We start from the raw sequence: 24,710 nt of genomic DNA on the forward strand, positions 1-24,710 counted from the left end.
GTGGCTCTTGGCACTTCGAGTGCCCGGTCGGGTTGCCTACCCCCCCTGGGCAACCTGGCCTCGGGTTCGGCCGCCTACCCCCCTGGGCCGCCGGCCTGCGGGCGGCGGAGACATCCCCCTGCTCTCCGCCGCCCCGTCCCGCCTCACAGTCCCGCCTCTCCGCGTTTCAGGCCAGATTCAGGTGCGTGGTGATTTGCGTTGGCGACCGGCGGTAGGTGGGTGGTCGAGTCAGCCCGTACCCGGTGAGTTACCCGGATCTCGCGAGATCAGTTATCGCGTGTCGATGTTCTGGTTGTGTCCCGGTGGTGCTGGGCAGGCAACCTGATCTTGAAAATGACATCCTTTAAGCTCGGCACCGCGCAGCTGCCTCGGGGAAGCAAGCTCTTGCCGTCCGGCACGAGTGTCCGGGGCCACGACGGACAGGTAGGAACCCGGTGAGCGACCACCATCATCACCACCACCACGATCACTCCGGCCCGATCGCGATCGGCGACACCGCCGCGCGCGTCGTGGTCGGGCTGCTCGCCGTCATCGGCGTGATCACTGTCATCGCCACGATCTGGCTGTGGCCGAGCCGTCAGCACGTCGAGATTCCGCTGCCGATGCAGAACGCGGGCGGCGGCGCGGTGGTGACCGAGGCGGGCACGGTCATCGCGCAGGACGTCGGTCCGTGCGGCAGCCCGTCCATCGGCAAGGTGTTCGCCGACAAGCCCGAGCCGCCGCGCACCAACGCCTACACCTGCCAGCGCAGCCTTATCACCATCGACTCCGGTCCGCACGAGGGCAACAAGACGCTGCTCGAAATCGCGCCGGGCCCAGGGCAACCCGATCTGCGCGCCGGTGACGAGATCCGGTTGGTCCGGCAGACCGATCCGAACGGCACCCCGCTGTACTCCTTCGAGGACTACTCGCGCGGGCTGCCGCTGACGCTGATCGCGCTCGCCTTCGTGGTGGTGATCATCGTGGTGGCGCGATGGCGCGGTGTGCGCGCACTGATCGGTCTGGGGTTCGCTTTCGCGGTGCTGGTGATGTTCCTGCTGCCCGCGCTGCTGGACGGCAAGCCCGCGATTCCGGTCGCGTTGACGGCCGGGTCGCTGATTCTCTACGCCGTGCTGTATCTCGCGCACGGCGTCAACCTGCGCACCAGTTCCGCGCTGCTCGGCACGCTCTCGGCGATGCTGCTCGCCGCGGGGCTGTCCTGGCTGGTGATCGAGATGACCCATCTCACCGGTCTGTCCGAGGAGCAGAACACCAACGTCGCCACCTATATCGAGCACGTCAGCATCACGGGCCTGCTGCTCGCGGGCTTCATCATCGGTTCGCTCGGTGTGCTCAACGACGTCACCATCACCCAGGCCTCGGCCGCCTTCGAGTTGGCCGCCCTGGACGAATCCGCTTCGCGCCGGGAGGTTTTCGCCGCCGCCATGCGGGTCGGCCGAGACCACATCGCCAGCACCGTCTACACCCTCGTGCTCGCCTACGCCGGTGGTGCGCTGCCGCTGCTGTTGCTGTTCAGCGTCGCGGGCCGCTCGATCCGCGACGTGCTCGCCGGCGACGCGGTCGCCATCGAGATCGCGCGATCCTCGGTCGGTGGTATCGCGCTTGCCCTTTCGGTGCCGCTGACCACCGGTATCGCGGCGCTGCTCGCGCGGCCGTTCGGGCACAAGAAGGTGACCGCGCCCGCGCCTCGGCACGGGCGGCACTCGCGGGGGTGAGGGCTGGCGCTGTTCAGCCTGGCGGGGGCGGTGGGGGCGGGAAGGGGAAGACCTCGGGCGGGATGGTCGGCACCACGATCGGCGGGAGGCCGGGGACGACGAAGGTGTTCGGACCCTGGGTGGGCGGCGGGGTCGTGGTCGTCTGACGGCGCGGGGGCGGGGCGGCGACCGATTCCTCGGTCTCCGTCGTGGTGGCCGGTGCGACCGCGATCTGTGGATCGAGGGTGGTGGTGCGCGGCACGCCGCTCGGCGAGACCGACGTCGAGCCCTCGCTGCTCTGCGAATCCCGTTCCAGCACTTGGGGTCCGTAGCCCAGACCCAGTCCGATCGCGGCGACGACGGCCAACGCGCTGACGGTCAGCACGGCGCCGTTCAATTCGCGCTTCTCGTGGCGGCGCGGGTTGGCGGCGAGCCAGTCCTCGGCGAGACCGTCGATATCGTCGACGTCGTCCGGCTGCGGTCTACCCTTCGGGCGCTTCGGGCGGCGCTTGGGCGGCGCGGACAGCCAGGCCGGTGAGAGATCCTCGTCGTGGTAGCCGCCCGTGGGCGCCTGGCTCGGGGCGGGACTCGGCGCACCCGCCGGGGCCGCGGGCCGGACCGGTCTCGCGAGCAGCGCCGCACCGCGCGCGACCACCGTCTCCGGGCTCTCCGGCACGATGACCGGCACGCCCATCCAACGCTCGAGCACCTTGCCGATCAGCGGAATCCTGGCGCAACCGCCGATCGCGAGCACACCGTGTACCGGACGATCGGAACGCACGATCACATCCCGCGCCATCCGCGCCGACGACTCGATGGCCAGCATGATCAGCGATTCGAAGTTCTCCTGCGCGAGCAGCACCAGTCCCTGCTCGCTGGGCAGCGCGACCGCGGTATTGCTGGACAGCTGTTCCTTGGCCTCCCGGCACAGCGCGTCCAGCGCGGCGAGGCCCGCCGGGTCCTGCGGGTGCGCGATGCGGCCCGAGGCGATCTGCTGTTCGCGGATCAGCGAATCCAGGTAGTCGCCGCTGATGTCGCTGGTGCGCTCGCTGTGCCTGACCTCCCTGGTCTGGGTGTCGACCACGCTCACCGAGAGTCCGGTGCTACCGAGGTCGTAGACCACCAACGACGAGATGCCGCGGATATCGCCGGTGGCCTGGGCGAATTCGAGCGCGGCGAAGACCTCGGGCACCAGCTCGTAGTTGGTGATCTGCTGGCGCGCCATGGCGGCGCGGACCGCCCTGGCCTGCTGTTCGCTGCGATAGGCGAACGCGGTCGCGCCGATCTGGTGGGTCGCCAGCGTGACGCCGACCGCCTCCGCGGCGAGTTCTTCCGCGTGGTGCTGGGTCACCGGGATGGTCTGCAGGTCGAAGGCGTCGGGAGTGACGTGCCCGGGGGGATTACCGGCGTGCGGTCGCGCCATACGGACAGCGCCGGCCCCCACCGAAACCCCCAGTACCGAACTCATCAGCTGCCCATCTCGTTTCACGCTTCACGACAAAGCGAGCCCGCGTCGCCAAGGACGCGACCCGCTCCCGGGACCCTACCGGCGGCGCTCAGTCGCACACGAGGCAGGCAGGATCGGGAAATCCGGCGCGGCCTCGCCAGGCAACTCTACGGTGTGCCGAGTCCGGCGTACACCCATCCCGCCTCTCTCCAGGTGGCACGATTGAGACAGTTGCGACCGTCGATGATCGACCTGCCGCGCACCACCCGATCCAGCTCTCGCGGACGCAGCGCCGTGAACTCGTCCCACTCGGTGAGCACGAGCACCACGTCGGCGCGGTCGCACGCCTCGGCCACCGAGGTCGCGTAGTTCAGGGTGGGGAAGACCCGGCGCGAATTCTCCAGTGCCTTAGGGTCGTACACCGTCACCACCGCGCCGTGCAGTTGGATCATGCCCGCGACGTTCAGCGCGGGGGAGTCGCGGACGTCGTCGGATTCCGGTTTGAAGGCCGCGCCGAGCACCGCGACGTTCGCGCCGAGCAGCGAACCGCCGCAAGCCTTCGCGGCCATGTCGACCACTTTGGTGCGACGGCGCATGTTGATGTTGTCGACCTCGCGCAGGAAGGCGACCGCGTGGTCCGCGCCGAGTTCGCCGGAGCGCGCCATGAAGGCTCGAATGTCCTTGGGCAGACAGCCGCCACCGAAACCCAAGCCCGCGTTGAGGAATCGGCGACCGATGCGCGCGTCGTAGCCGAGCGCGTCGGCGAGCACGGTGACATCGGCGCCGGTCGCCTCGCAGACTTCCGAGACGGCGTTGATGAACGAGATCTTCGTCGCCAGAAACGCATTCGCGGAGACCTTCACCAATTCCGCGGTGGCCGAATCGGTCAGCAGGAAGGGGACCTCGGCCGCGATGAGATCGGCGTAGATCTCGCGCACCAGGTCCTCGACCCAGGCGGCGTTGTCCCTGGCGCGGTCGACGCCGAGCACCAGGCGGTCGGGGCGCAGCGTGTCCTGCACGGCGAAACCCTCACGCAGGAACTCCGGATTCCACGCCACTTCGACGTCGGTGCTCGCCAGCTCCCGGGCGCGCGCGCCGAGCGCGGCGGCCGTGCCCACCGGAACGGTCGACTTGCCGATCAGCACCGAGGGCCGCTCCAGCAGCGGGGCGAGCGTATCCACCACGGCGTGCACGTATTTCAGGTCGGCGGCGTACTCGCCCTTCTTCTGCGGCGTGCCGACGCCGAGGAAGTGCACGTCGGCGTGCGCGGCCGCCTCCGGATAGGACGTGGTGAACCTGAGTCTGCCCGCGTCGAGATTCCGGCGCAGCACCTCCTCGAGGCCGGGTTCGTAGAACGGCACCACGCCGTCGGACAGCTTCGCCACCTTGCCCGGATCGACGTCCACCCCGATCACGTCGTGCCCGAGTTCGGCCATGCAGGCGGCGTGCGTGGCCCCCAGGTACCCGGTTCCGAAGACTGTGCATCGCATGATCGATTGGTAAGCCCCCACGGTGGCCGCGCCACGTCAGTGAGGCAAGGGTCACGGCAACAGCAGGTGTACAGGTGGCAACAGCCTCCGCTCGGCGGCGGTGACCTGCGGTGATGCGGTGCCGATACGATCGAAGGCGTGCGACGACGTTCGGTGACCCGTGCCCTGATCGGTCTCGTCGCGGTGCTCGTCGTCGCTGTCGTCGCGCTCTGGCCGGTCTATGTCCGGCCGCGCACCGATCCGCCCGCGCCGGCCGACGCGATCCTGGTGCTCGGCGGCGCGCACGACGGCCGCGAGCAGCTCGGCCTGCGCCTGGCCGCGGCGGGTTACGCGCCACGGGTGCTGTTCTCCGACCCCTACGAGTACAGCGCGCGGATGAACCGCATCTGTCACGGCGGCTACCGCTTCGACGTCATCTGCTTCGATCCGTCCCCGCGCACCACCCGCGGTGAGGGACGCGAGCTCGCTCGCCGCGCGCGCGCCGAAGGATGGCGCCGCGTCATCGTCGTCACCTTCACCCCGCACATCTCCCGCGCCCGGTTCATTCTCGAAAAGTGTTGGGACGGTGAGCTTCTCTTCGTCGATCCGGAACCGGATCTTTCGGCGCTCCGGTGGGCGTACGACTATGTCTACCAATCCGCCGGGTACACAAAGGCTTTCTTCGAGAACTGCTGATTCTGCTCCGAGCAGACTGTGGGCAAATTTGTAGGTAGTAGTTCCTACAAAACCCACGTGCGCTTGCCGCCCGGGGTGCAATATGTCTGCACGCACGACGACTCCTGTCGGGGGGAGCCGCCTTCGGGCCACCAGAGGTCGCGCGACCGACTACGAGCAGGGGATACATCCATGGCTTACCCGACGCAGCAACCGCACGGGAATTTCGGTCCTCAGGGTAGCGGGCCGTATGGGCCGCCCAAGAAAGGAGTACCGGGGTGGGTCTGGGTCGCAGCGGTTTTCGGGGCGATTCTGTTCGTGGGATTGATCGGAACCGCGCTCGGCGGCGGCGAGCGAGAGAAGTCGGTCGAGCCCGCTGCTGCTCCCGTCGCCGCCGTGCCGACATCCGCCGCGCGGGTGCCGGTCGCGGCCGTGCCCACGTCCGAGGCGGTTCGACCGACCAGCACGCAGAGGACCACTGCCGTGGCCGCGCCCGCGGTGCAAGTGCCGATGCCCAACGTCGTCTGCATGAATCTGCAGGCGGCGCAGGACGCTATTCAGGCTGCGGGCGTCTTCTACTCGCGGTCGACGGACGCCACCGGCGCGGGCCGGATGCAGATCATGGACCGGAATTGGATCGTCATCGGCCAGAATCCGGCGCCGGGTGTGTTGATTGGCGAAGGGGATGCGGTGCTGTCCGTCGTGAAGTACGGCGAGACGAGAACCTGCGGCTGAAAGCGCTCTGCCGGGCGGAGGGTTCCGCCTCGAACCACCGGAAGAGACCCCGTAGGTTCTGCGCCGACGCCCGACATCGTCTGGAAATTCACGAAGACGATCTTTCTGCCGCGGCCAGGGGCCGGACCTACGTGTCTAAACTGAGGGCAAGGTGCTTCAGTTTGATTTCCCGGCGGCGGGCGTCCTACATTGGGGACATGTTGGCCGTTGGCCAATAGTGGTGCACCGTGGCATACCCCGCCGGGAGGACAGATGGATTACGACTGGTCAGCGGCCGATCTGGCCTTTCGGGACGAGGTGCGGGGTTTTCTCGACGCGAAGCTGACGCCGGAGTTGCGGCGGGCCGGGCGGCTGGCGACGAGCGTCTATCCGGACCACGAGGCCAGCATGGAGTGGCAGCGGATCCTGCACGAGCGCGGATGGGCGGCGCCGCACTGGCCGGTGGAGCACGGCGGGTGCGGCTGGAGCCTGACCCAGCACTACATCTTCAGCCGGGAATCGACGCTCGCCGGCGCGCCGACGCTGTCGCCGATGGGCATCAGAATGGTCGCGCCCGCCATCATCGCCTTCGGCACCCCGGAGCAGAAGGCCTTCTACCTGCAGCGCATCATGACCGGCGAGATCTTCTTCTGCCAGGGCTATTCGGAGCCGGAAGCGGGCTCGGACCTGGCCTCGCTCAGCATGGCGGCGATCGACGACGGCGACGATTTCGTCTGCACCGGAAGCAAGATCTGGACCACCCACGCCACCGAGGCCAACTGGATCTTCTGCCTGGTGCGCACCTCGCGCACGGGCAAGAAGCAGCAGGGCATCACCTTCCTGCTCATCGACATGAACACCCCGGGCATCGAGATCCGGCCGCTGGTGATGACTTCCGGCGAGCAGGTGCAGAACCAGGTGTTCTTCGACAACGTCCGGGTGCCCAAGAGCAATGTGCTCGGCCGCGTCGACGACGGCTGGACGGTGGCGAAATACCTGCTCGTACACGAGCGCGGCGGCGCGGCGGCGCCGATGCTGCAGGTCATGGGTCAGGAGCTGGCCGAGGCGGCGGCGCGGCAGCCGGGCCCGGACGGGAATCCGCTCATCGACGATCCCGGCTTCGCTCTGCGCTTGGCGGACGTCAGGATTCGCACCGATGTGCTGGAAGTGCTGGAGTATCGGACCATTTCGGCGATGGCGCAGGGCAAGGACCCCGGTCCCGCCTCGTCGATGCTGAAAATCCTGGCGACCGAGCTGAGTCAGCAGCTGACCGAACTCGCGCTGGACGGCGCGGGCCCCGTCGGTCGCGTTTACCAGCCGCATGCCACCGCACCGGGCGGCCCGATCGCCGAATTCGCGCCGCCCGCAGACGGTTACCACAGCGGCGCGGACTGGCAGGCGGTCGCGCCGCTGCGCTACTTCAACGACCGCGCCGGATCGATCTACGCCGGTAGCAACGAGATTCAGCGAAACATCCTCGCCAAAGCAGCATTGGGGCTCTGATGGACTTCACACTCACCGAGGAGCAGCAGCTGCTGCGTGACGCGGTCGCCGGATTCCTCGGCGTCCGCTACGACCTGGAGAAGAGCAGGGCCGCCGCCAAATCCGCGCAGGGCTGGCAGCCTGCCATCTGGCGCGGATTCGCCGAGGAGCTCGGGATTCTCGGCGCGACGCTGCCCGAGCGGGTCGACGGAATGGGCGGTGGCCCTGCCGAATTGATGGTCATCGCCGAGGAATTGGGTCGCGCGCTGGTCGTCGAGCCGTTCGTCGACACCGTTGTGGTCGGCGCCGGTCTGTTGGAGCGATCCGGAGGCGCGCGGGCGGACGAAGCGCTGCGCGGGATCGTCGCGGGCGATGTGCGCACCGCGTTCGCGTCGCTGGAACCGACTTCCGGTCCGACGCTGCACGACGTCAGCACCGTCGCGCGCCGAGACGGCGACTCGTGGGTGCTCGACGGAGCCAAATGCGTGGTGACCAGCGCGCCGCTCGCTACCCATCTGCTCGTCACCGCGCGCACCGCGGGTGAGCGGCGCGATCGAGCCGGAATCTCGCTGTTCCTCACCGAATTCGACGCGGCGCATCCGCCCGCCGGAGTCGAGGTGCACTCCTACCGCACCATCGACGATCGTGTCGGATCCGACCTCGTCTTCACCGGATTCCGGCTCCCCGCCGACGCGCTGCTCGGCGCCGAAGGCGCGGCGTGGGACGCGATCGAACCGACGGTGGACGTCGCGATCGCCGCGATCTGCGCCGAAGCCGTCGGCTGTCTGCGCAAAGTGCTGGGCGACACCGTCGAATACGCCAAGCAGCGCCAGCAATTCGGCGTGCCGATCGGCAGTTTCCAGGCCCTGCAACACCGCATGGTCGACATGTACATGGAACTGGAGCAGTCCATCGCCGCGGCCCACCTAGCCACCCACGCCCTCTCCGCCGCCCCCGCCGACCGCGCCCGCGCTCTCTCCGCCGCCAAGGTCACCATCGGCCGCGCCGCCCGCTTCATCGGGCAGAACGCCGTCCAACTGCACGGCGCCATGGGCATGACCGAAGAACTCGCCATCGGCCACTATTTCAAACGCCTCACCGCCCTGGAACGCGAATTCGGCACCACCGACCACCACCGCGCCCGCTACGCGCGGCTGACAAGGCCGTAGGCTTGCTCAGGCGGCGAGCATGAGTTCGACGGCCTCGTGCATCTTGTAGCGGGTAGCCAGGATGGCGAGCACTTGGTCGACCGTCTGTGCCGGGTCGCGGTGGCGCATAGAGATCTTTTGGACGGCGACCAAGGCGCGGGCCGGGTCTACGGCGCAGGTGTTCGCGGCGAACTCGGCGGCGCCGACGACCTGTAGGCCGGTCGGCATCAGGGATGCGGGGAAGTCGCGCCAGTTCTCGGTGACCAGGGCGCCGGCGTTGCTCACGACCGCAGCGGCGACCACGTGCTCGTCGTCCGGGTCGGGTAGGCCGAACGAACCTTCGAGGGGTTCCCATCCGCGCACGAGCGCGTCGTCGAACGCGCTTGTCATCACCGCGACGAGACCGCATGCCCGTCGGTGTGCGGTCGCCGGATCCGTGCCGCGACCTATGAGCTTGCGCTTTTCGTGCAGTTCGAGTTCGGTCAGGATTGCGTCGCTCCAGAGCGGCCGAAAGAGATTCTCGACCGCCAACGACAGCAAGAAGTCGCGCTGCAGGCTCGGCCAGAGGACGCAGGTGTCGAGCACCGCGCCGAACATCAGCCGCGCCGCCTTCTCGCGACCTCCTTGCGGATCTCGCGTAGCTCGGCGCGCACAGCCTCCATATCGTCCTCGTCATCGAGTTCGACCGAGCTCTCGGCGAGCGCTTCGTACTGCCTCTTCCTCCGCTCGTCACGGTAGGCGAGGACGTCGGTCAGCAGGACGCGTCGCCGGGAGCCGGTTCGCTCCGAAGGGATCTCGTTCGCATCGATCAGACGGACGACCGTCGGCCTGCTGACACCGAGTAGGTCGGCGGCTTGCTGGGTGGTCAGCGTCATGCTCTGCGGAGCGACGGTGACGGCCTTGCCCTCGCGCAGTGCCGCGACGACCTGGACAAGGACGCGATGCACGGACTCCGGAACCTCGACCTGATCGTGCTCGTCGGCGCCGACCAACAGGTAGCGAGGTCGTATGCGATCACCGCGGCGCGACTCTTGGGCCGCGAGGAAGCTCACGACGGGGGCGAGTTCCTCGGTCGGCTCGGGCAGATAGGTGTGCTGCATCAGGGCTTCGGACGTCATCGACGTAGCCTCCTTTCGAAAGAATCGTAACTCGTTTCGAATCGTTCGTACAGCGACTTGCCGCGAACAGCGCTCGGCCCGGGTTCCGATCGAACCCGGGCCGAGCGCTGTGTTCAGTTGGGGACCGTGTCAGTTCTTGCGGCCCGGGGCCTTCGCGCCCGACTTGAAGCCGAGGCCGCCTGGCTTGGCGGTCGGCGGTGCGACGGCGGCGCCGTTGCCGGAGGTGCCGTTGGTGGGCTGTTCCGGTGCGGGCTGCGGGGCTTCGGCCGGGGCTTCCGCGGCCGGGGCCGGTTCGGCAGCAGCCGGTTCGGCGGGGGCCGGGGTCGCGGCGGCGCCGGGGGCCTTGGGCCCGGGGCGCTTGAAGCCGGACTTCATGGCGAGGCCCTTGGCCGGGACGGTCGGCTTGGTCTCGGTGGGAGCCGAAGCCGAAGCCGAAGCCGGTGCCGCGGCAGGGGTTTCCGCAGCGGGCTCCGCGGGCGCGGCGGGGGCCGCGGCCTTCGCGCCGGGCGCCTTCGCGGCACCCTTCATCGCCAGACCCTTGCCACCGGGCGCCTTGGCCGCACCCTTCATGCCCAGACCCTTGACGGGCGGGGCCGCGGGCGCTTCCGTGGCGGGAGCTTCAGCGGCCTCCGCAGCCGGAGCCGCCTTCGCACCGGGAGCCTTGGCGGCGCCCTTCATGCCAAGGCCCTTGCCGGGAGCCTTGGCCGGACCCTTCATGGCCAGGCCCTTGACGGGCGCGGCGGGAGCGGTCGAAGCCTCGGCGGCCGGAGCGTCCGCGGCCGGAGCCGCTTCGGCCTTCGCACCGGGAGCCTTGGCGGCGCCCTTCATACCTAGGCCCTTGCCGGGAGCCTTGGCCGGACCCTTCATGGCCAGACCCTTGGCGGGCGCGGCTGCTTCCGCCGCCGGAGCCGCTTCGGCCTTCGCACCCGGCGCCTTGGCGGCACCCTTCATGCCCAGACCACCAGGCGCCTTCGCCGGGCCCTTCATGGCCAGGCCGCCACCGGTCGGCGCCGCCTTGGCGGGCGCCGGGGTCTCGGTCGCCACGGCGACGGGCTCCGGTTCCGGCTCGGGCTCCGGCTCGGCCTTGGGCTCCTGGATGACGGTCAGGTTCGCGGTCAGCGTGGCGGGCTCGACGCGCTCGATGGCGTCCAGCATCAGCTGGGCCACGTCGACGACCTCGACGCCTTCGCCTTCGCCCTTCTCCTGACGCGCGGTGACACCGTCGTTCAGCATCACGCGGCAGAAGGGGCAACCGGTCGCGATCTTGCCCGGCCCGGAGCCGTTCGACGCCGCGAGGGTCGACAGACCCTCGTCCACCCGGTCGACGTTGATGCGCTTGCCGAGCTGCTCCTCCATCCACATGCGCGCGCCACCGGCGCCACAGCACATGGAGCGCTCGCCGTGCCGCGGCATTTCGACCAGGGTCGAGCCGGAGGCTTCCATCAGCTCACGCGGCGCGTTGTAGACCTTGTTGTGCCGGCCCAGGTAGCAGGGATCGTGGTAGGTCACGTTCTGCGTCACCGAGGCGACCGGGATCAGCTTCTTCTGCCGCACCAGGCGGTTCAGCAGCTGGGTGTGGTGCACGACCTCGTAGGTGCCGCCGACCTGCGGGTACTCGTTGTTGAGCGCGTTGAAGCAGTGCGCACAGGTGACGACGATCTTCTTCTTGCGGTCCTCGACGCCCTCGAACACCGAGTTCAGCAGCTCGATGTTCTGCGCCGCCAGCTGCTGGAACAGGAACTCGTTGCCCGCGCGACGGGCCGAGTCACCGGTGCAGGTCTCCTCCTGGCCGAGCACCATGAACTTCACGCCCGCGGTGGCGAGCAGCTCGGCGACGGCCTTGGTGGTCTTCTTGGCGCGGTCCTCGTAGGCGCCAGCGCAACCCACCCAGAACAGGTACTCGTAGCCGTCGAAGCTGTCCGCGTCCTGGCCGAAGACCGGGATCTGGAAGTCGACCTCGTTGATCCAGTTCAGGCGGTCCTTGGCGTTCTGGCCCCAGGGGTTGCCCTTGTTCTCCAGGTTCTTGAACAGACCCGCCAGCTCGGAGGGGAACTCCGACTCGATGAGCACCTGGTAGCGGCGCATGTCGATGATGTGGTCGACGTGCTCGATGTCCACCGGGCACTGCTCGACGCACGCGCCACAGGTGGTGCAGCTCCACAGCACCTCGGGGTCGATGATGCCGTTGACGTCCTCGCCGCCGACCAGCGGACGCTCGGCCTCGGCCTTGGCCGCTTCCGAGATCTTGGCCAGCGCGGCCTCGTTCGGCTTGCCTTCGGCGTCGACCAGGCCGACCTCGTCGCCGCCCATGTCCTTGCGGCCACCGGCCAGCAGGTACGGCGCCTTGGCGTAGGTGTGGTCGCGCAGCGACATGATCAGCAGCTTCGGCGACAGCGGCTTACCGGTGTTCCACGCGGGGCACTGCGACTGGCAGCGACCGCACTCGGTGCAGGTGGTGAAGTCGAGAATGCCCTTCCAGGAGAAGTCCTCGATCCGGCCCGCGCCGAGGGTGTCGGTGTCGGGGTCGACGTTCTCCATGTCGAGGACCTTGCCGTTGGAGATCATCGGCTTGGCCGCGCCGAGGGCGACGCCGCCGTCGTCCTCGCGCTTGAAGTAGATGTTCGGGAAGGCCGAGAAGCGGTGCCAGGCCACGCCCCAGGTGATGTTGCGGCCGACCAGGTAGAGGAAGGCCATACCCGACATCAGCTTGATGAACGCGAAGATCGACACAAGGGTCGGGCTCGCGGGCAGCAGCTTGGCGACCTGCATGGTGAAGAAGTCGGTCGCGGCGTTGGAGTGGTGATAGGTCGCGATCTTGCCGGCCTTCACGAAGATCATGCCGAGGCCCTCGAGCAGGACGATCGCCTCGATGACGTAGGCCGGTGCGAACTTCGAGCCGCTGAACCGGGACAGGCGCTCGGGCAGGCGCGGGTGGTTCAGCTGCCGGATGATGATCAGCGTGCCGATGCCGACCACGGTGCCGATGCCGAGGATCTCGTCCCACAGGTGGTAGATCGCCGTGTCGCCGATGATCGGCCAGTGGAACTCGGGGTCGAAGGTCTGACCGTACGCCTCGAACCACAACATGGCGCCACCCATGAAGCCGATCATGACGAGCCAGTGCGCCCAGCCGACGGTGCGGAACTTGTTCATCCGCGTATGCGCGAGGAACTCGATCAGCATCTGCTTGAAGCGCGGGAAGAACGGTCGCCAGCGATCCGGCGCGCCCTGTCCGACCATGATGGTGCGAGCGATGTTCCTGACGCCGCCGAAGAACGACGCCCAGCACAGCAGACTGAGCGTCGCCCCAATCGTGCCCAGCGTCACTGTCAGGGCATTCATGTCGCGACCTTTCTTTGAGGCAACACGAGCGTTCTGGTGCGGCAGGCCTGCAGCACCGGTTGGCTCGTATCGTAACCGCCAGTAAGTTACCCACCGGTAACTTCTGGTGTCTATCGTACGATCGGTATTTGAGGCGTAACCCTGCTTACTGGGGCTTGACCTGAAATTTACCTGTGATCAATCTCACATGAACTCTTGGTGGTTCGTTGTGAGACCGGCCGGTCACCACCGTAAACGCCGAGCAAGTCGTCCTATTCGGTAAGGACAGGCTTACTCGGCGTGTTTTGTTATCGATCTCGCTTCTGGGCGTTCGTTCGATTACGCTCACGTGCGTTCTGTTTGCTACGCCTTCGTCACACCGCTCGGGGAGAATCCGAAGGGGCCGACCGCCTTTCGGGTTGAATGAGCGCTCTCGCGTGTGTAAGCGCGGCGCGCGGACAACGACACCTGATGGATTGGAAACTGAATTGAATCTCCGCAGAACCACCGCGGCTGCCGCGCTGGTCGTCGGCGCGATGACCATCGGTATGGGTACTGCTCACGCCGAACCTGCCGCACCCGCACCGGCCGAGGGCATCGACTACTCGGTCAAGCTTGTGGACAAGACGGTGGTGACGACGCTCAAGGGGGGGACCTTCGAGCTCGCCAAGTCGTCCGAGGACGTCCAGGAAAATGACCTCTACCTGGTCAAGGACGATGCGGGCAACACCGTGCTCGAGCTGCCGCTCGCCTTCAAGGTCGCCGACATCGCGGTGCCGGTGAAGCCGGAGGTCAAGAACGACGGCAAGGTCCTCGAGCTGACTCCGGACCAGAACGCGATCCCCGCCGACAAGAAGGCGGCCACGAAGGTCGACGCGGTGAGCTTGGCCGTCAAGCCGGTTGCCTCTCCGATGGAAAACCAGCGTGCGCAGAACGAGTTCGCCAGCCAGTTCGGCATCGCGACGGCGGTCGGCGGCTTCCTCGGCACCGCGATCGGTGTGGTTGCCGGTGGTCTGATCGGCACGGCGGTCGGCCTCATCGAGTGCCTCACGATTGTCGGTTGCATCGCGGCGATTCCGACTATCGCCGCCTTCGCCGGTATCGGAGGCATCCTGGGCACCATCGCGCTCGGCGGTCCGGCTCTGGCCCTCGCGGGTATGGACCTGATCAACACCCTGCAGGCTCCGGAAGGCACCACCAAGTGGGCCGACAAGCCGAAGGCCGGTCAGTCCGCGAACTGACCCGGCTCCGAACAGCCGACCGGCCCGTTCCCTTCGGGGAGCGGGCCGGTTTTCGTTTGCGCGGGTAGGTCTGCCAAAGCGCACCAACGCCCCAGGGCTCAGCGCCGCGAGCGGCAGCGGTTCAGTGGCTCAGCCGGGCAACTCCAGCGAGCCGTGGAAAGTGACCGCCCCCAACCGAACCCCCCTCTCACCGTAGGACCGCTCCGCCATCTCGAACGTGCCGTTCTCGCGCACCAGCAGCACCGTGCTGGCCCTGGTGCCGTGCACCTCGTTGGCGATGAACCGTGCCGACAACCCCCGCTCCATCTCCCGCGGGACGCCCGTGTGCGGCAACTCGTCGTCGGGGGCCTCCGTGCGATCGGAGAGGACGTCGAAATACCGGTCCACCGCACCGGGATCGGATTCCACCACCTTGCGCAGCTCGGTCAGGCCGTCCCGCACCTTGGGCCAGATTCGCTGCGGCGCCTCCAGTTCGGCGCCGGGCACCGCCTCCGCCGATGTGACGAAGGTGCCGTTGGACAGCCCGTGGAAGCCGGGAGCGAGCGGTTGCGGAGGATTCGCGCTGCGGTTCGAATGCCACCACAGCGCAGCGAGATCCGAGACGACGAGGTTGTAGCCGTTGTAGTCGTCGGGCGCCGCGGCGACCTCGCGAACGTACTTTTCCGGGCTGGGGAATTCGCCGCAGGGATGCCGGTCGTCGCCGCCGCGCAGGAAATCCATCAGCAGCGCGCCGCGTGAACGAGCGCCGATCCGTGCGTCATTCGGATTTCGGACGTTGGTCACCGCGGCGAAGCGATTGTGTGCGCCCGCCACGGTCGTGCCGAGCCAGGTGCCGGGCGGATCGCCCTCGGCCCTGCCGACCGCGCCCGTGTCCCGGCCCGCGAGCAGTCCGGGCACCTCCGGCCACCACCGCATGGATTCGGTAGGCCTGAGGTAGAACTCGTCCCGGTTGGCGGCCACGATCAACCGGTAGTCCGGGTGTGCGCGCCAGCCGATCAACACCAAACACATTGGTCCAGAATGCCGGAACACCCGCCGCCCGGTCATCGGAAAGGGCAGCGAAAACCGGTGCTGGAAACAGTAAAAAGGCGTACCTTCGCCTTCGCTGCGGCCGTGCGCGGTCGAACGACACCCGCCAACGGCGAAGGCCGCCGACGCGAACGTCGACGGCCTTCCGTGGACCCCGAAGGTCAGTTGGTGCGGATGCGCAGCCCCGGGTTGTCCGAGAGGACCACGCTGACCGGCTGCGCGAACAGCTGCGGCGTGTTGCCGGTGAGCGCGCCGATCAGGTTGGGGATCTCGCAGATCGGGTAGTCGGCCACCGACGACGCGCTGGAGATGCCGAGCGCGAGCCGTCCCGTGACGATCGGGCCGCCGCTGTCGCCGGGCAGGGCGCAGATGTTGGCCGAGAAGCTCTGCGTCAGTTCACGATCGCCGACCTGCACGGTCTGGTCGACGGCGTTGACGATGCCGCAGCTGAATCCGGTGCGCGAACCCGACTTGCAGACCGGGGCGCCGACCACCGGGGTGGCCACACCGTCGACCGCGATCGGCGCGGCGCCGGGCACCCGCACGCTGTTGTTGCTGAAACGGCCGACGAAGGCGTCGTTGATCCGGATGATCGAGTAGTCCTGGTTGCCCAGCACCGACTTCTGGAACACGCCGAGCTGGGCGCCGCGCGTCTCCCGTGGCAGCAGCTCGTGCACGGCCGAGGCGTTGTCGAGGTCGGGGTTGCAGTGGCCCGCCGAGATGTTCACGACGTTGCCCGCCCGGTCGGTGCCGTTGAAACCGAACGAGCAGCGCAGCTGGCTCCCGCCGCCCACCGACGCGTAGCCGTCGCCGCCCGCCAGCGCGGCCTGGTTGTCGCCCTCGGCGATGGCGGTGCCCTGCGGCAGCTGCTCGGCCGCCACCGGCGGCGCGATCACGATGACCCGCGCCGGGTCGACGAAGCTGGGCATCGGCAGACCCGCCTGGTCCACGCGCACCGCGATGCTGTTGTTGACCGTGTCGATCACGACGCCGCGCACCAAGGCGGCGACCGCCTCGGGCTGGCCCTCCAGCCAACGCTCGAACGCGCTCTTCTCGCCACGCAGCGCGGCCTCGCTCTTGGCGACGTTGCGGACCTCGAACCCGGCCGACGCGGCCGCGTTGCGCGCTTCCTCCGCGCCCGGCCCCTGCGCGATCGCGACGACGGCCTTGCCCGCGTCGTCGAGCCAAGCGCCACCGAAGACCTCCGGGTACTGGCGCTGCGCCGACGTGGCGAAGGCCGCGACCTGCTGGCCGAGATCGGCACGGCGCAGGTATTCCTCGGGGGAGATCTTCAGATCACGGGTGACCGCGGCGATGAGATCCGCGGGCAGGCCCGGGGCGGGTTCCGCGTTCGCCACTGCCGCCGTCGGCCCGAACAGCAAGATCGCCGCCGAGGCGGCGATCACTGATTTCCGGAACCTGGTCTGTCGCGCAGCGGATCGGAACTGACCTATACGTGGCAGGAGCATGACCAGACTATATGGGGTCCGGGCCGGTATTCCCACCCGACCGGGACCCCATTTTTGCCCGAATCGGACTTATCGGCTATCCGGCGTTCGGCCGGGTCCGCACCTGGATGCCGCTGCCGAGCCCGCCGCCCGCCGTCGAGTCGATGTCGGCGAGGATCGCGCGGATGGGAATGCCCAGCGAGGCGGTGCCGCCGTACGGAGCGAGCGCCAGGTTCGCCTCGTTGCAGTCCGGTGCGTCGGCGGCGTTCGAACCGCTGGTGATGCCGAGCGCGAGGGTGCCGGAGACGATCGCGCCGCCGCTGTCGCCGCCGAGGGTGCAGGCGGAGCTGGCGAAGCCGCGGATCGTCTTGCTCTCGCCGTCGGCGGTGTAGAGCTGCGTCTCGACCCGGTCCGCGACCACGAAACCGCAAGTGAACGTGGACGACTGACCCGACTTGCACACCGGAGCGCCGGTGATCGGGTCGGCGGTGCCGGTGATCGACAGGGTGGTGCCGTTGGCGCCACGCACCGAGGGCTGGTCCATGCCCGCACGGACGGCGCGCTCGTTCAGCTTGATCACCGAATAGTCCAGCGCGTTCTGCCCGCCCAGCGTCGCCTGCACGAAGGTGCCCAGCTCGGGGCTGTTCGGGAGGTCCTTCAGATTGGGCAGGTAGACGCCCGCCTCCTGGTTCGGCTTGCCAAGGTTCGGGTCGCAGTGGCCCGCGCTGATGTTGAGCGCGTTGCCCGCGTCGTCGACGCTGTTGAAGCCGAAGGAGCAGACGTCGACGTTGCGCAGCGACGAGTCGTGCAGGGAGCTGGGCGCGCTGATGTAGGTGTCGCCGCCCATCGGCCTGCGCTCGGCCGGGCCGCCGCTGCCCGGAGAGAGGATGACCTTGATGTTGGCGATCAGGGTCGGCAGGTTCAGCACGTGACCCGCGGGGGTGTTCGCGACGCTGAGCACCAGCTGGCTGTTCAGGAAGTCGATGGCCACCGAGTTGATCGCCTCGGACAGCTCGCGCGGCAACGAGGTGATCCACTGGTTGAGCTGCATCAGCGAGCTTTCCAGGCTGTCCGCGGAGACCGGGGCGAGCCGGGTCTGGTAGCCGTCGGCCGCGGCGATGCTGGCGGCATCCGGCGAGGTCACCGCGACGACGGGCTTGCCGTCGGCGCTCATCCACGCGCCCGCGTAGGACTCGGGGCGCTCGGAGCGGAAGTCGCGGGCGTAATCCCTGAGCTGCTGGGCGCGGGCCGCGCGGTCGAGATACTCGGTGGGCGTCATCTTCAGATCGCGCGCGATCGCCTCGACCAGCTCGGCGGGCAGGGTATCCGCGCTGAGCTGTGGCGGTGCGGGTTCCGCCGTCGCCGTGCCGGACAAGGGGGCCAGGAGAACGGTCGCCGCGGCTCCGAGAGAGGCTGCTTTGACCGCGGCGCGACGCGCCACCAACTTGCGCATGAAGTCCCTTCGTCGGCACAGAAGTGCCAGCTAAATCCGTGGGCCGTCGGCGGCGAACCCGTTGGCGCACAGTCCTCGTCCAGCGACACGATTCGCCCGGGAAACGTCGGACGGACCGGTCAGCGCTTCACTCTAGGCCACAAACCGCTTCCGTTCGCTATTAAACGACCTCGAATCAACGGGGCCGATTGTTTCCGGGCGGCTGCCACTGCGGAGTCCACCATTCGTACGGGTTGTCGGAGTCGTACGGGTACCACGGGTTGGTGGGGCGCGTGGTGGTCCGGCGCGGCACGGTGGTGGTCGGCGGCGCGGTGGCGCTCGGCGTGGTGGTCGACTCGGTGGTCGTCGGGGGCGGCGGCGCGGGCTCGGTGGTCGGCTCCGGCTCGGTGGTCTCGGTGACGACCACCGGCGGCTCGGCGACCGGCGGGGCGATCGGCGCGGGCGGCGGCGGGGGCGGGACGACGGTGCTCGAGGTGCCGGACTGGGCGTCGCGCACCTGCGGAACGGCGGGCGATTCGTCGCCGCGGAAGAGCACGGCGACACCGAGGCCGCCGAGCGTCAGGCCGATGAACGCGGCGACCGCGATCAGCACTGTGACGCGGCGGCGATCGCCGGATTCGGCTGGCGGGGCCGGTTTTTCGAGCGGCGTCGCCTCGGTGAGCAGCTCGGTCGGCAGCGGCGTCGCGGGCAGCGCCGCCGAATAGGCCTGCATGGTGGGCTCGGGCGCGGGCACCGCGGGGATCACGTCGGTCACCACGGTCGAGTTCTCGGCGGCGCTCGGATCCGGCGGCGTCGCGCCCGCGGGAGTGGCGAGTACCGAGGCCAGTGCGGCCCGTGCCGCGTCGTAGGCGAACGACTTGCCGGGTTCGGCGGTGTCGACCGCGGGCAGATCGGCTTCGCTGACCAACACCACCGACTTCAGGCCCAGGTAGTCCAGCGCCTCGCGCAGCGACTGCACCTGTTGGGCAGGCCAGGCGCCGGGGTGGGTGGCATAGAACTCGGCCGCGCCGCTGAGGTGCTCGGTGGTCAGGTTGATCAGGCAGAACAGGGCGGTGGCGACCAGGTCTTCGGCGCGATACGCCTCACCGTCGTCGACGGAGATACCAGCGGGATTGCCCACCGCGCCGACGAAATCGGTGATGGAGTGCGAGTGGTCCGACGGCGCGTCGCCGCCGAGCACGGTGTCGCCGTCGTCGGACATGTGCAGCACCGACTCCCGGACGACGTAGTGCAGGTCGCCGGAGTCGGTGACGATCGCGGCGGTGCAGTCCGCATCGGCGATCCGCAGGCCCACCCCTGTGGCCATCACATTCCTCGTTTCGACGTCGATCGGCCCGCCCAGAGGCGATCACACGAGCAACGAGCCGTGTCCCATGGCGCGGAGCATTGACAATAACTCCGAGCGCGATCGCGCACCGATCCGACGTCGGATCCGGGCGACGTGATGCTCCACCGTCTTCGCGGAGATGTACAGCCGCGCGCCGATCTCGCGGTAGGTCAGTCCGAGCAGCACCAGTTCGGCGACTTCGCGTTCCCGCTCGCTCAGAATCGCCGCGCCGTCCGCCGGGGCATCCGGCGCGTTCGAGGCGCGCGGCGCGGCGGTCGGCGGGACCGGCTGCTCCTGCGGCTTGGACTCGGCGCGCACCATGCGGGCCAGCTTGAGCAGCGCCGTCGCGGTCGAGGACTCGGCGGCCGACAGCGCGGCCTCGCTGGCCAGCCGGGCCGCGTCCCAGGTCAGGCCGATCTCGCGCAGCCCGTTGACGGCCACCTCGACCGGTTTCACTTCGACCTGTCCGCGCAGCACGAGCACCCAGGTGCGGCCCGCGTCCACCAGCACGGCCGCGTGCCGGTCACCGGCCTCCGCGGCGGCCTTGAGCAGTCGCGCGTGCGGCAGCAGTTCCGCGGGGCTCTCGTGCGCGATGGCGGCCTGCACGCCGTACCAGTGGAAAGCATTGGCCCAGGCGGGCGGCTGATCGAGGCGGCCGAGCAGGGCGAGTGTCGCGTCGACGAGCGGCGCAATGCGGCGTTCGTCGCGCAGCCGGATGCCCGCGAGCCACAGTTCCCCGATCGGCAGCACGGTGAGCAGGTCGGCGTCGACGTCGTCGAAGAGCGGGTAGGCGGCTTGCCACGCGCGGGTGAGCGCGGCGTGATCGCCGCCGCGGCGGGCCAGGCCGACCGCGACGCCGTGCGCGAGCAGCCGGTCGCGGACGTCGAGCTGGTCCCAGTCGAAGGCGGCGACGGTGTTCGCCGCGGCCTGTTCGTCACCGCCGAGCATGGCCGCCCACGCGGTGAGCACTTGAAGTTGATGGCAGCGCAGCCCGCTGGTGGCGGCCCGGCGCAGCGCGTCACCGGCGCGGCGCGGCTCACCCGTGCTCAGGCACAGCAGAGTCGCGATGGAGACGGCCGTGCACGGCAGGAAACGGTCGACGCCGGAGTCGGCGTGCGCGGCCTGGATGAGCGCGGAAACCGCGGTGGGCGTCGCGCTTCCGTGGTCGACGAGGGTGTTCGAGAGCGCGGTCGCGATGAGTTGGGCGTGCGCGCCCGCCTGGGTGGGCGGCCAGTTGCCCGCCGTGCCGGACAGCTCGCCCGCGGCGTGCACGTTGCCCGCCAGATACAGCACGGTGGCGCCCACCGCCCAGTCCGGCCCCACTCGGTTCGGGCCGAGCCAGCCGTAGAGCTGGGCGGCGCGGCCGATCAGACCGCGGCGAGTCAGGACGCCCGCGCAGATCCGCACGGCGTCGGCGAGTTCGGGTCCGTCGACGCCCGCCCTGGCCAGCACGGGTTCGGCCAGCCGCATGGCGGTCTCACCGTCGCCGGTGCGGGCGGCGGCCTCGGCCCAGCGCAGCGCGATCTGATTCGCATCGGCGCCTGCGGAGGCGGCGGCGGCGTAGTAACGGACGGCCTCGCGTCCGGCGGTTTCGGCTGCGGTGCAGAGGAATTCGGCGAGCCGAGGGTCGCGGACGCCGGATTCGGCGAGCAGCAGCGCGGTGTGGTCGCGCAGCAGGCCCGCGTCCAGGCGTGCGGTGAGCAGCCTGCGCTGTACCGCGACGAACCTGCGGTCGCCGAGCATGGTGCGCAGCGGAGCGACCGCGGGGGCCAGCAAGAGATCGGCGTCGGTCACCAGGGCGGTGGCGCGGGCGCGGTCGATGAGGGACTGAGCGGCAGTGGATTCGACGCCGAGCACCTCGGTGAGTTCGCTGGAATCCAGGCCGGTCCCGGTGGTCGCGACGACCAATGTCTCCAGCAGGTCCGGTTCCAGGTTGTCCAGCTGCGAGCGCGACCAGTCGGCCACCGCCTCGTCCACGACGCGAATCCCGGCGTCCAAGCGCGCCGAGCAGGCCGCGGTGAGCGCCGCGACGACGCCGCCGCGGATGCCGCCGGTCTGCTGATGGATGTGCTGAGCGACGGGCCGCGGCACCATCATGCCCAATTCCCTTGCGAAGGGCAGGATGTCGGCGACGCCGAGTGGTCGCAGGTCGACGATGCGCCCGCGCCGGGCCACCGCCTCGGCGAGGGTGCGCAGCTGCGGGTCGTGCGGGCGCGGCTGCACCGCGATCACCGCCGTGTAGTTGCCGGATTCGACGGCGGCGCAGAGCGTTTGCAGTTCCGTCGCGCCCAAGGTGTGCGCGTTGTCGATGACGAGCGCGGGGCGGGGCGCGTCCGGGTCGACGCTGTCCACGTGGCCGTGGTGCGCGCCGTTCGTCGCCACCGTCGGACCGGGTGCGGCGACGTTGTCCTGCAAGGGGATACCGCGTCCGCGCAGGCGTGTCCGGATGACGGAAAGCAGGGTGGACTTGCCGGTGCCCGAGCGGCCGCGGATCAGGTAGACCGCCGGTTCCTGCTCGGCGCTGTCGAGTTCGCGCAGGATGTCGCGGGCGCTCGGCAGGGTGTCGAACGCCGTGTCAGCCACCGTTCCCCCCGAGGATCTCGCCCGGCGCGCGCAGCACCGTGCCGACCGCGCCGCCCACTCCGTCCACGACCTCACCGAGCGGTTCGGTCAGCACTTCGGTGGGCAGGTCCGGGACCTGGGGTTGTTGGGGCTGCGGCTGCGGTTGCGGCGCAGGGGGATTGGGGCCGGGAGTGGGTTGCGGCGCAGGTTGCGGCGCTGTCTGTTCTCCGGCAGCGGGCTGTCCCGGCGCGGGTTGCCCGGGCGCGGGCTGACTGTTCACCACCGCCACGGTGCTGGAGCCGGGGACCGAGTTCGCCGACGAACCCGGCTGTGCGGAAACGGGTTTCGGCTGCTGCGGTGTGCCGTTGCCGGAATCGGTGACGGGGTTGTCCGTTACAGGTGCGCCCGTGCCGCCGGGGGCCGCGACTTCGGCGGGTCCCGGCGACGTGGACTGTTCGGCGGTGGGCGAGTTCGCCGGGGACTGCGCGCCGGTGCCGATCGCGACGGTTCCGGTGGCGAGCAGTCCGATGACCAGGGCCGCGCCCGCGACGATCGCGGCGCGCTGGCGGCCGGTAAGCCTGCGAATACGGGAAACCGGCAGCCCGTTCTCCTTGCCGCCGGGACGGCTGGACCGCTCGAGGGCGGGCAGTTCCTTGGTCTTCGGCGCGGCGGGGGTCTGGGCGAGCGCCGCGACCGGCGCGGTGTCGATCGCACTGTCCAGCAGGTCCGCGGCCAGCGCGGCAGCCCCGCGTGCACTGGTGTTGGCGGGCTCGGGCGCGGCGACCAGCGGGAGACCGAACTCGCTCGAGATCAGCTCGCCGACCAACGGAATCGCACCTCCGCCGCCGGTCAGCAGCACCCGGCTGATGTCGCCGATGTCGAGTCCGGCGCGGTGCACGGTGTCGCGGATCAGATCGATGGAGGTGAGCAGCGGACCGCGGATCAGTTCTTCCAGCTCGCTGCGGACCAAGCGGATCTGGTCGCCCGCGGGAGAAGTCGGGTCGAGGCGGACGGGGACGACCGTAGCGGTATTTATGGAAAGCTCTTCTTTCGCATTTTTGCAGCGCTCTCGTAATACCGACAATTCACGTTCCACAACCGGGTCGAACGGATCGAAATCATTTCCACGCAATGCGTTAGCCAGCACGTAACGCATGGTCAGCAGATCGAATTCGGAACCGGCGACGTCGGTCGAGCGGAGCGACGCGAGCAGGGCCGTCTGGCTACCCGTGCGCACCACCGAGACGGTCGATCCGGTCGCGCCGAGGTCGTAGACCACCAGCGCGCCCTCGCCGAGCGGACCGTGCGCGGCCTCGAGCCACTGCACCGCCGCCGTCGGCTCGGGGACGAGCGTCACTTCGTGCAGGCCCGCGGCGTCCAACGCGGCGCGCTGCACGTCGATCGTGTGCCGCGACCACCACGCCGGATGGCAGGCGACGACGGCGCCGGGCTGTTCCCCTGTGGCATCGGCGATTTCGTCGATGAGACAGGTGACGGCCGTGGCGACCAAGTCCTCCGCCGCGTGCGCGGAACCGTTTTCGGCCAGGATGTCGACCGGATCGCCGACCCGAGCCAGAAACCCTTCCAGCACCGCGTCACTGGAATGTCTTCCGGTGCGCCCCGCGCCGGACCCGAAGGTAGGCGGGGCGTCCTGGCTCAGACGCAACACACTCGGGTGGCTCACGACGGCGCCGCCCGCCGCGGGGCCTGCCTGGGTGTCGCCGATCTCACCCGTCGTCGCCACGGCGACCGAATTCGACGCCCCGACCTTGATGCCGAGCGCCAGACGCTGTGTCATTGGTGAACCTCGTATGGGGAAACCGTGGGATCCGGTAGTCGCTGCTGTGTTGTTCGATTGTGCGATATAGCCGTGTGATCCGGCCTGCCAGATCTGTCGGTTGCTGGGGGGCCGCCGTTACCGAGGTAGGGGAAAGAGCGGGGAAATGCCCCTAATGGCGGACGCGCCCCTAATGCGTCGCTCTCGTGATTGGTGGGGGTCCGCCCCGTTCCCCCGTAACGCGAGGCGTGCCTAGCGTGAAATGCATTCCAACGAGTGCGGATCGCGTGGTCCGCCGATCCCAGGAGACGATCCTCGATGACCCCCAATGTGATTCTCGAGTTCATCCTCGGCCTGCTGCGCGACCGCGAGGCCGCGGTGGGTTACTGCGCCAACCCGGAAGGCGCGCTGGCCGCCGCGGGACTGTCCGCGGTCACGCCGGAGGACATCGCCGCGGTGGCCCCGATGGTGGCCGAGTCGGCTTTGGTGGCCGGCGGCTCGCAGCTGTCGGCGATCGTCGCGGCGGGCACGTCGGCCGGTGCCGCCGTCGGCGTCGGTGCGGCCGCGTCGGCGGGTGCGAACGCGGCGGTCGGCGCGGGCGTCGACATGGGCGCCGGTGTGAACACCGACATCGACCTCGGCGCGGACGTGAACACCGACATCGACCTCGGCGCGGATCTGAACACCGACATCGACCTCGGCCTGAACGGCGACCTCGGCGCGGGCCTCGACCTGGGCGGCGCGCTCGGCGCGGGCCTCGGCGGGGTTCTCGGGGCGGGCGCGGGTGTGGGCGCTGGCCTGGGTG

Annotated in this window: 18 protein-coding genes and 1 pseudogene; 7 read left to right on the plus strand and 12 right to left on the minus strand. The window is 69.3% G+C overall.

The genetic code is table 11. The annotated features are described in order from the left end of the window. Window positions 1-434: 434 nt before the first annotated feature. Window positions 435-1,715 (plus strand): YibE/F family protein, encoded by a 1,281-nt coding sequence (locus ABZV58_RS03450; RefSeq protein ID WP_354998564.1) that lies wholly within the window; start codon window positions 435-437, stop codon window positions 1,713-1,715. A 13-nt stretch (window positions 1,716-1,728) separates the two neighbouring features. On the opposite strand, the gene ABZV58_RS03455 is transcribed toward ABZV58_RS03450, so the two are convergent. Continuing rightward, window positions 1,729-3,162: an Hsp70 family protein gene (locus ABZV58_RS03455; protein WP_354998565.1), complete on the minus strand. Its 1,434-nt coding sequence runs from the start codon at window positions 3,160-3,162 to the stop codon at window positions 1,729-1,731. Window positions 3,163-3,308: 146 nt separating this feature from the next. Then, the gene (locus ABZV58_RS03460) at window positions 3,309-4,631 is read right to left on the minus strand and encodes a UDP-glucose/GDP-mannose dehydrogenase family protein (RefSeq protein WP_354998566.1); all 1,323 of its coding nucleotides are present in this window, start codon (window positions 4,629-4,631) and stop codon (window positions 3,309-3,311) included. Between the two features lie 138 nt (window positions 4,632-4,769). Between ABZV58_RS03460 and ABZV58_RS03465 the strand changes: the two genes are divergently transcribed. The 4 genes from ABZV58_RS03465 (at window position 4,770) to ABZV58_RS03480 (ending at window position 8,650) form a co-directional block, all read left to right on the plus strand. Next, window positions 4,770-5,306 carry a YdcF family protein gene (locus ABZV58_RS03465; RefSeq protein WP_354998567.1) on the plus strand — a complete coding sequence of 179 codons (537 nt, stop codon included), beginning with the start codon at window positions 4,770-4,772 and terminating at the stop codon, window positions 5,304-5,306. A 171-nt stretch (window positions 5,307-5,477) separates the two neighbouring features. Beyond that, window positions 5,478-6,020 carry a hypothetical protein gene (locus ABZV58_RS03470; protein WP_354998568.1) on the plus strand — a complete coding sequence of 181 codons (543 nt, stop codon included), beginning with the start codon at window positions 5,478-5,480 and terminating at the stop codon, window positions 6,018-6,020. A gap of 252 nt (window positions 6,021-6,272) precedes the next feature. Continuing rightward, window positions 6,273-7,502 carry an acyl-CoA dehydrogenase family protein gene (locus ABZV58_RS03475; protein WP_354998569.1) on the plus strand — a complete coding sequence of 410 codons (1,230 nt, stop codon included), beginning with the start codon at window positions 6,273-6,275 and terminating at the stop codon, window positions 7,500-7,502. Beyond that, complete coding sequence (locus ABZV58_RS03480) at window positions 7,502-8,650, plus strand: acyl-CoA dehydrogenase family protein (RefSeq protein ID WP_354998570.1); 1,149 nt, start codon at window positions 7,502-7,504, stop codon at window positions 8,648-8,650. The genes ABZV58_RS03475 and ABZV58_RS03480 overlap by 1 nt, the downstream gene beginning before the upstream one ends. Window positions 8,651-8,656: 6 nt before the next feature. Here ABZV58_RS03480 and ABZV58_RS03485 read toward each other — a convergent pair whose 3' ends face one another. The 3 genes from ABZV58_RS03485 to ABZV58_RS03495 form a co-directional block, all read right to left on the minus strand. Further along, complete coding sequence (locus ABZV58_RS03485) at window positions 8,657-9,226, minus strand: PIN domain-containing protein (RefSeq protein ID WP_354998571.1); 570 nt, start codon at window positions 9,224-9,226, stop codon at window positions 8,657-8,659. Then, entirely contained in the window at window positions 9,226-9,747 is a 522-nt protein-coding gene (locus ABZV58_RS03490; protein ID WP_354998572.1) for a helix-turn-helix domain-containing protein, read from the minus strand. Before ABZV58_RS03490 ends, ABZV58_RS03485 begins: the two co-directional genes overlap by 1 nt. A gap of 129 nt (window positions 9,748-9,876) precedes the next feature. Then, a complete protein-coding gene (locus ABZV58_RS03495) occupies window positions 9,877-13,089 on the minus strand; it encodes a (Fe-S)-binding protein (protein ID WP_354998573.1) in 3,213 nt (1,070 codons plus the stop codon). 467 nt (window positions 13,090-13,556) lie between these two features. Between ABZV58_RS03495 and ABZV58_RS03500 the strand changes: the two genes are divergently transcribed. Further along, a complete protein-coding gene (locus tag ABZV58_RS03500; RefSeq protein WP_354998574.1) occupies window positions 13,557-14,309 on the plus strand; it encodes a hypothetical protein in 753 nt (250 codons plus the stop codon). A gap of 129 nt (window positions 14,310-14,438) precedes the next feature. On the opposite strand, the gene ABZV58_RS03505 is transcribed toward ABZV58_RS03500, so the two are convergent. The 6 genes from ABZV58_RS03505 to ABZV58_RS03530 form a co-directional block, all read right to left on the minus strand. Continuing rightward, window positions 14,439-15,320 carry an NRDE family protein gene (locus tag ABZV58_RS03505; protein ID WP_354998575.1) on the minus strand — a complete coding sequence of 294 codons (882 nt, stop codon included), beginning with the start codon at window positions 15,318-15,320 and terminating at the stop codon, window positions 14,439-14,441. A gap of 179 nt (window positions 15,321-15,499) precedes the next feature. Continuing rightward, complete coding sequence (locus ABZV58_RS03510; protein ID WP_354998576.1) at window positions 15,500-16,744, minus strand: S1 family peptidase; 1,245 nt, start codon at window positions 16,742-16,744, stop codon at window positions 15,500-15,502. A 139-nt stretch (window positions 16,745-16,883) separates the two neighbouring features. Further along, the gene (locus tag ABZV58_RS03515) at window positions 16,884-18,239 is read right to left on the minus strand and encodes a S1 family peptidase (RefSeq protein WP_354998577.1); all 1,356 of its coding nucleotides are present in this window, start codon (window positions 18,237-18,239) and stop codon (window positions 16,884-16,886) included. 175 nt (window positions 18,240-18,414) lie between these two features. Continuing rightward, on the minus strand, window positions 18,415-19,545 hold the full coding sequence (locus ABZV58_RS03520; RefSeq protein WP_354998578.1) for a hypothetical protein: 1,131 nt from the start codon (window positions 19,543-19,545) through the stop codon (window positions 18,415-18,417). A gap of 42 nt (window positions 19,546-19,587) precedes the next feature. After that, the gene (locus ABZV58_RS03525; RefSeq protein WP_354998579.1) at window positions 19,588-22,149 is read right to left on the minus strand and encodes a LuxR C-terminal-related transcriptional regulator; all 2,562 of its coding nucleotides are present in this window, start codon (window positions 22,147-22,149) and stop codon (window positions 19,588-19,590) included. Further along, window positions 22,142-23,926, minus strand: coding sequence for an Hsp70 family protein (locus ABZV58_RS03530; protein ID WP_354998580.1), 1,785 nt, complete (start codon window positions 23,924-23,926; stop codon window positions 22,142-22,144). The genes ABZV58_RS03525 and ABZV58_RS03530 overlap by 8 nt, the downstream gene beginning before the upstream one ends. Window positions 23,927-24,223: 297 nt before the next feature. Between ABZV58_RS03530 and ABZV58_RS03535 the strand changes: the two are divergent. Next, a pseudogene (locus ABZV58_RS03535) lies at window positions 24,224-24,322 on the plus strand (hypothetical protein); the annotation flags it as partial. Here the strand turns inward: ABZV58_RS03535 and ABZV58_RS03540 are convergent. Next, a complete protein-coding gene (locus tag ABZV58_RS03540; protein WP_354999054.1) occupies window positions 24,289-24,531 on the minus strand; it encodes a hypothetical protein in 243 nt (80 codons plus the stop codon). The pseudogene ABZV58_RS03535 and the gene ABZV58_RS03540 sit on opposite strands and share 34 nt — an antisense overlap. Between the last annotated feature and the right edge of the window lie 179 nt (window positions 24,532-24,710).

Source organism: Nocardia sp. NPDC004654 (assembly GCF_040609595.1).
In the GTDB taxonomy this organism is placed as follows: Bacteria; Actinomycetota; Actinomycetes; order Mycobacteriales; family Mycobacteriaceae; genus Nocardia.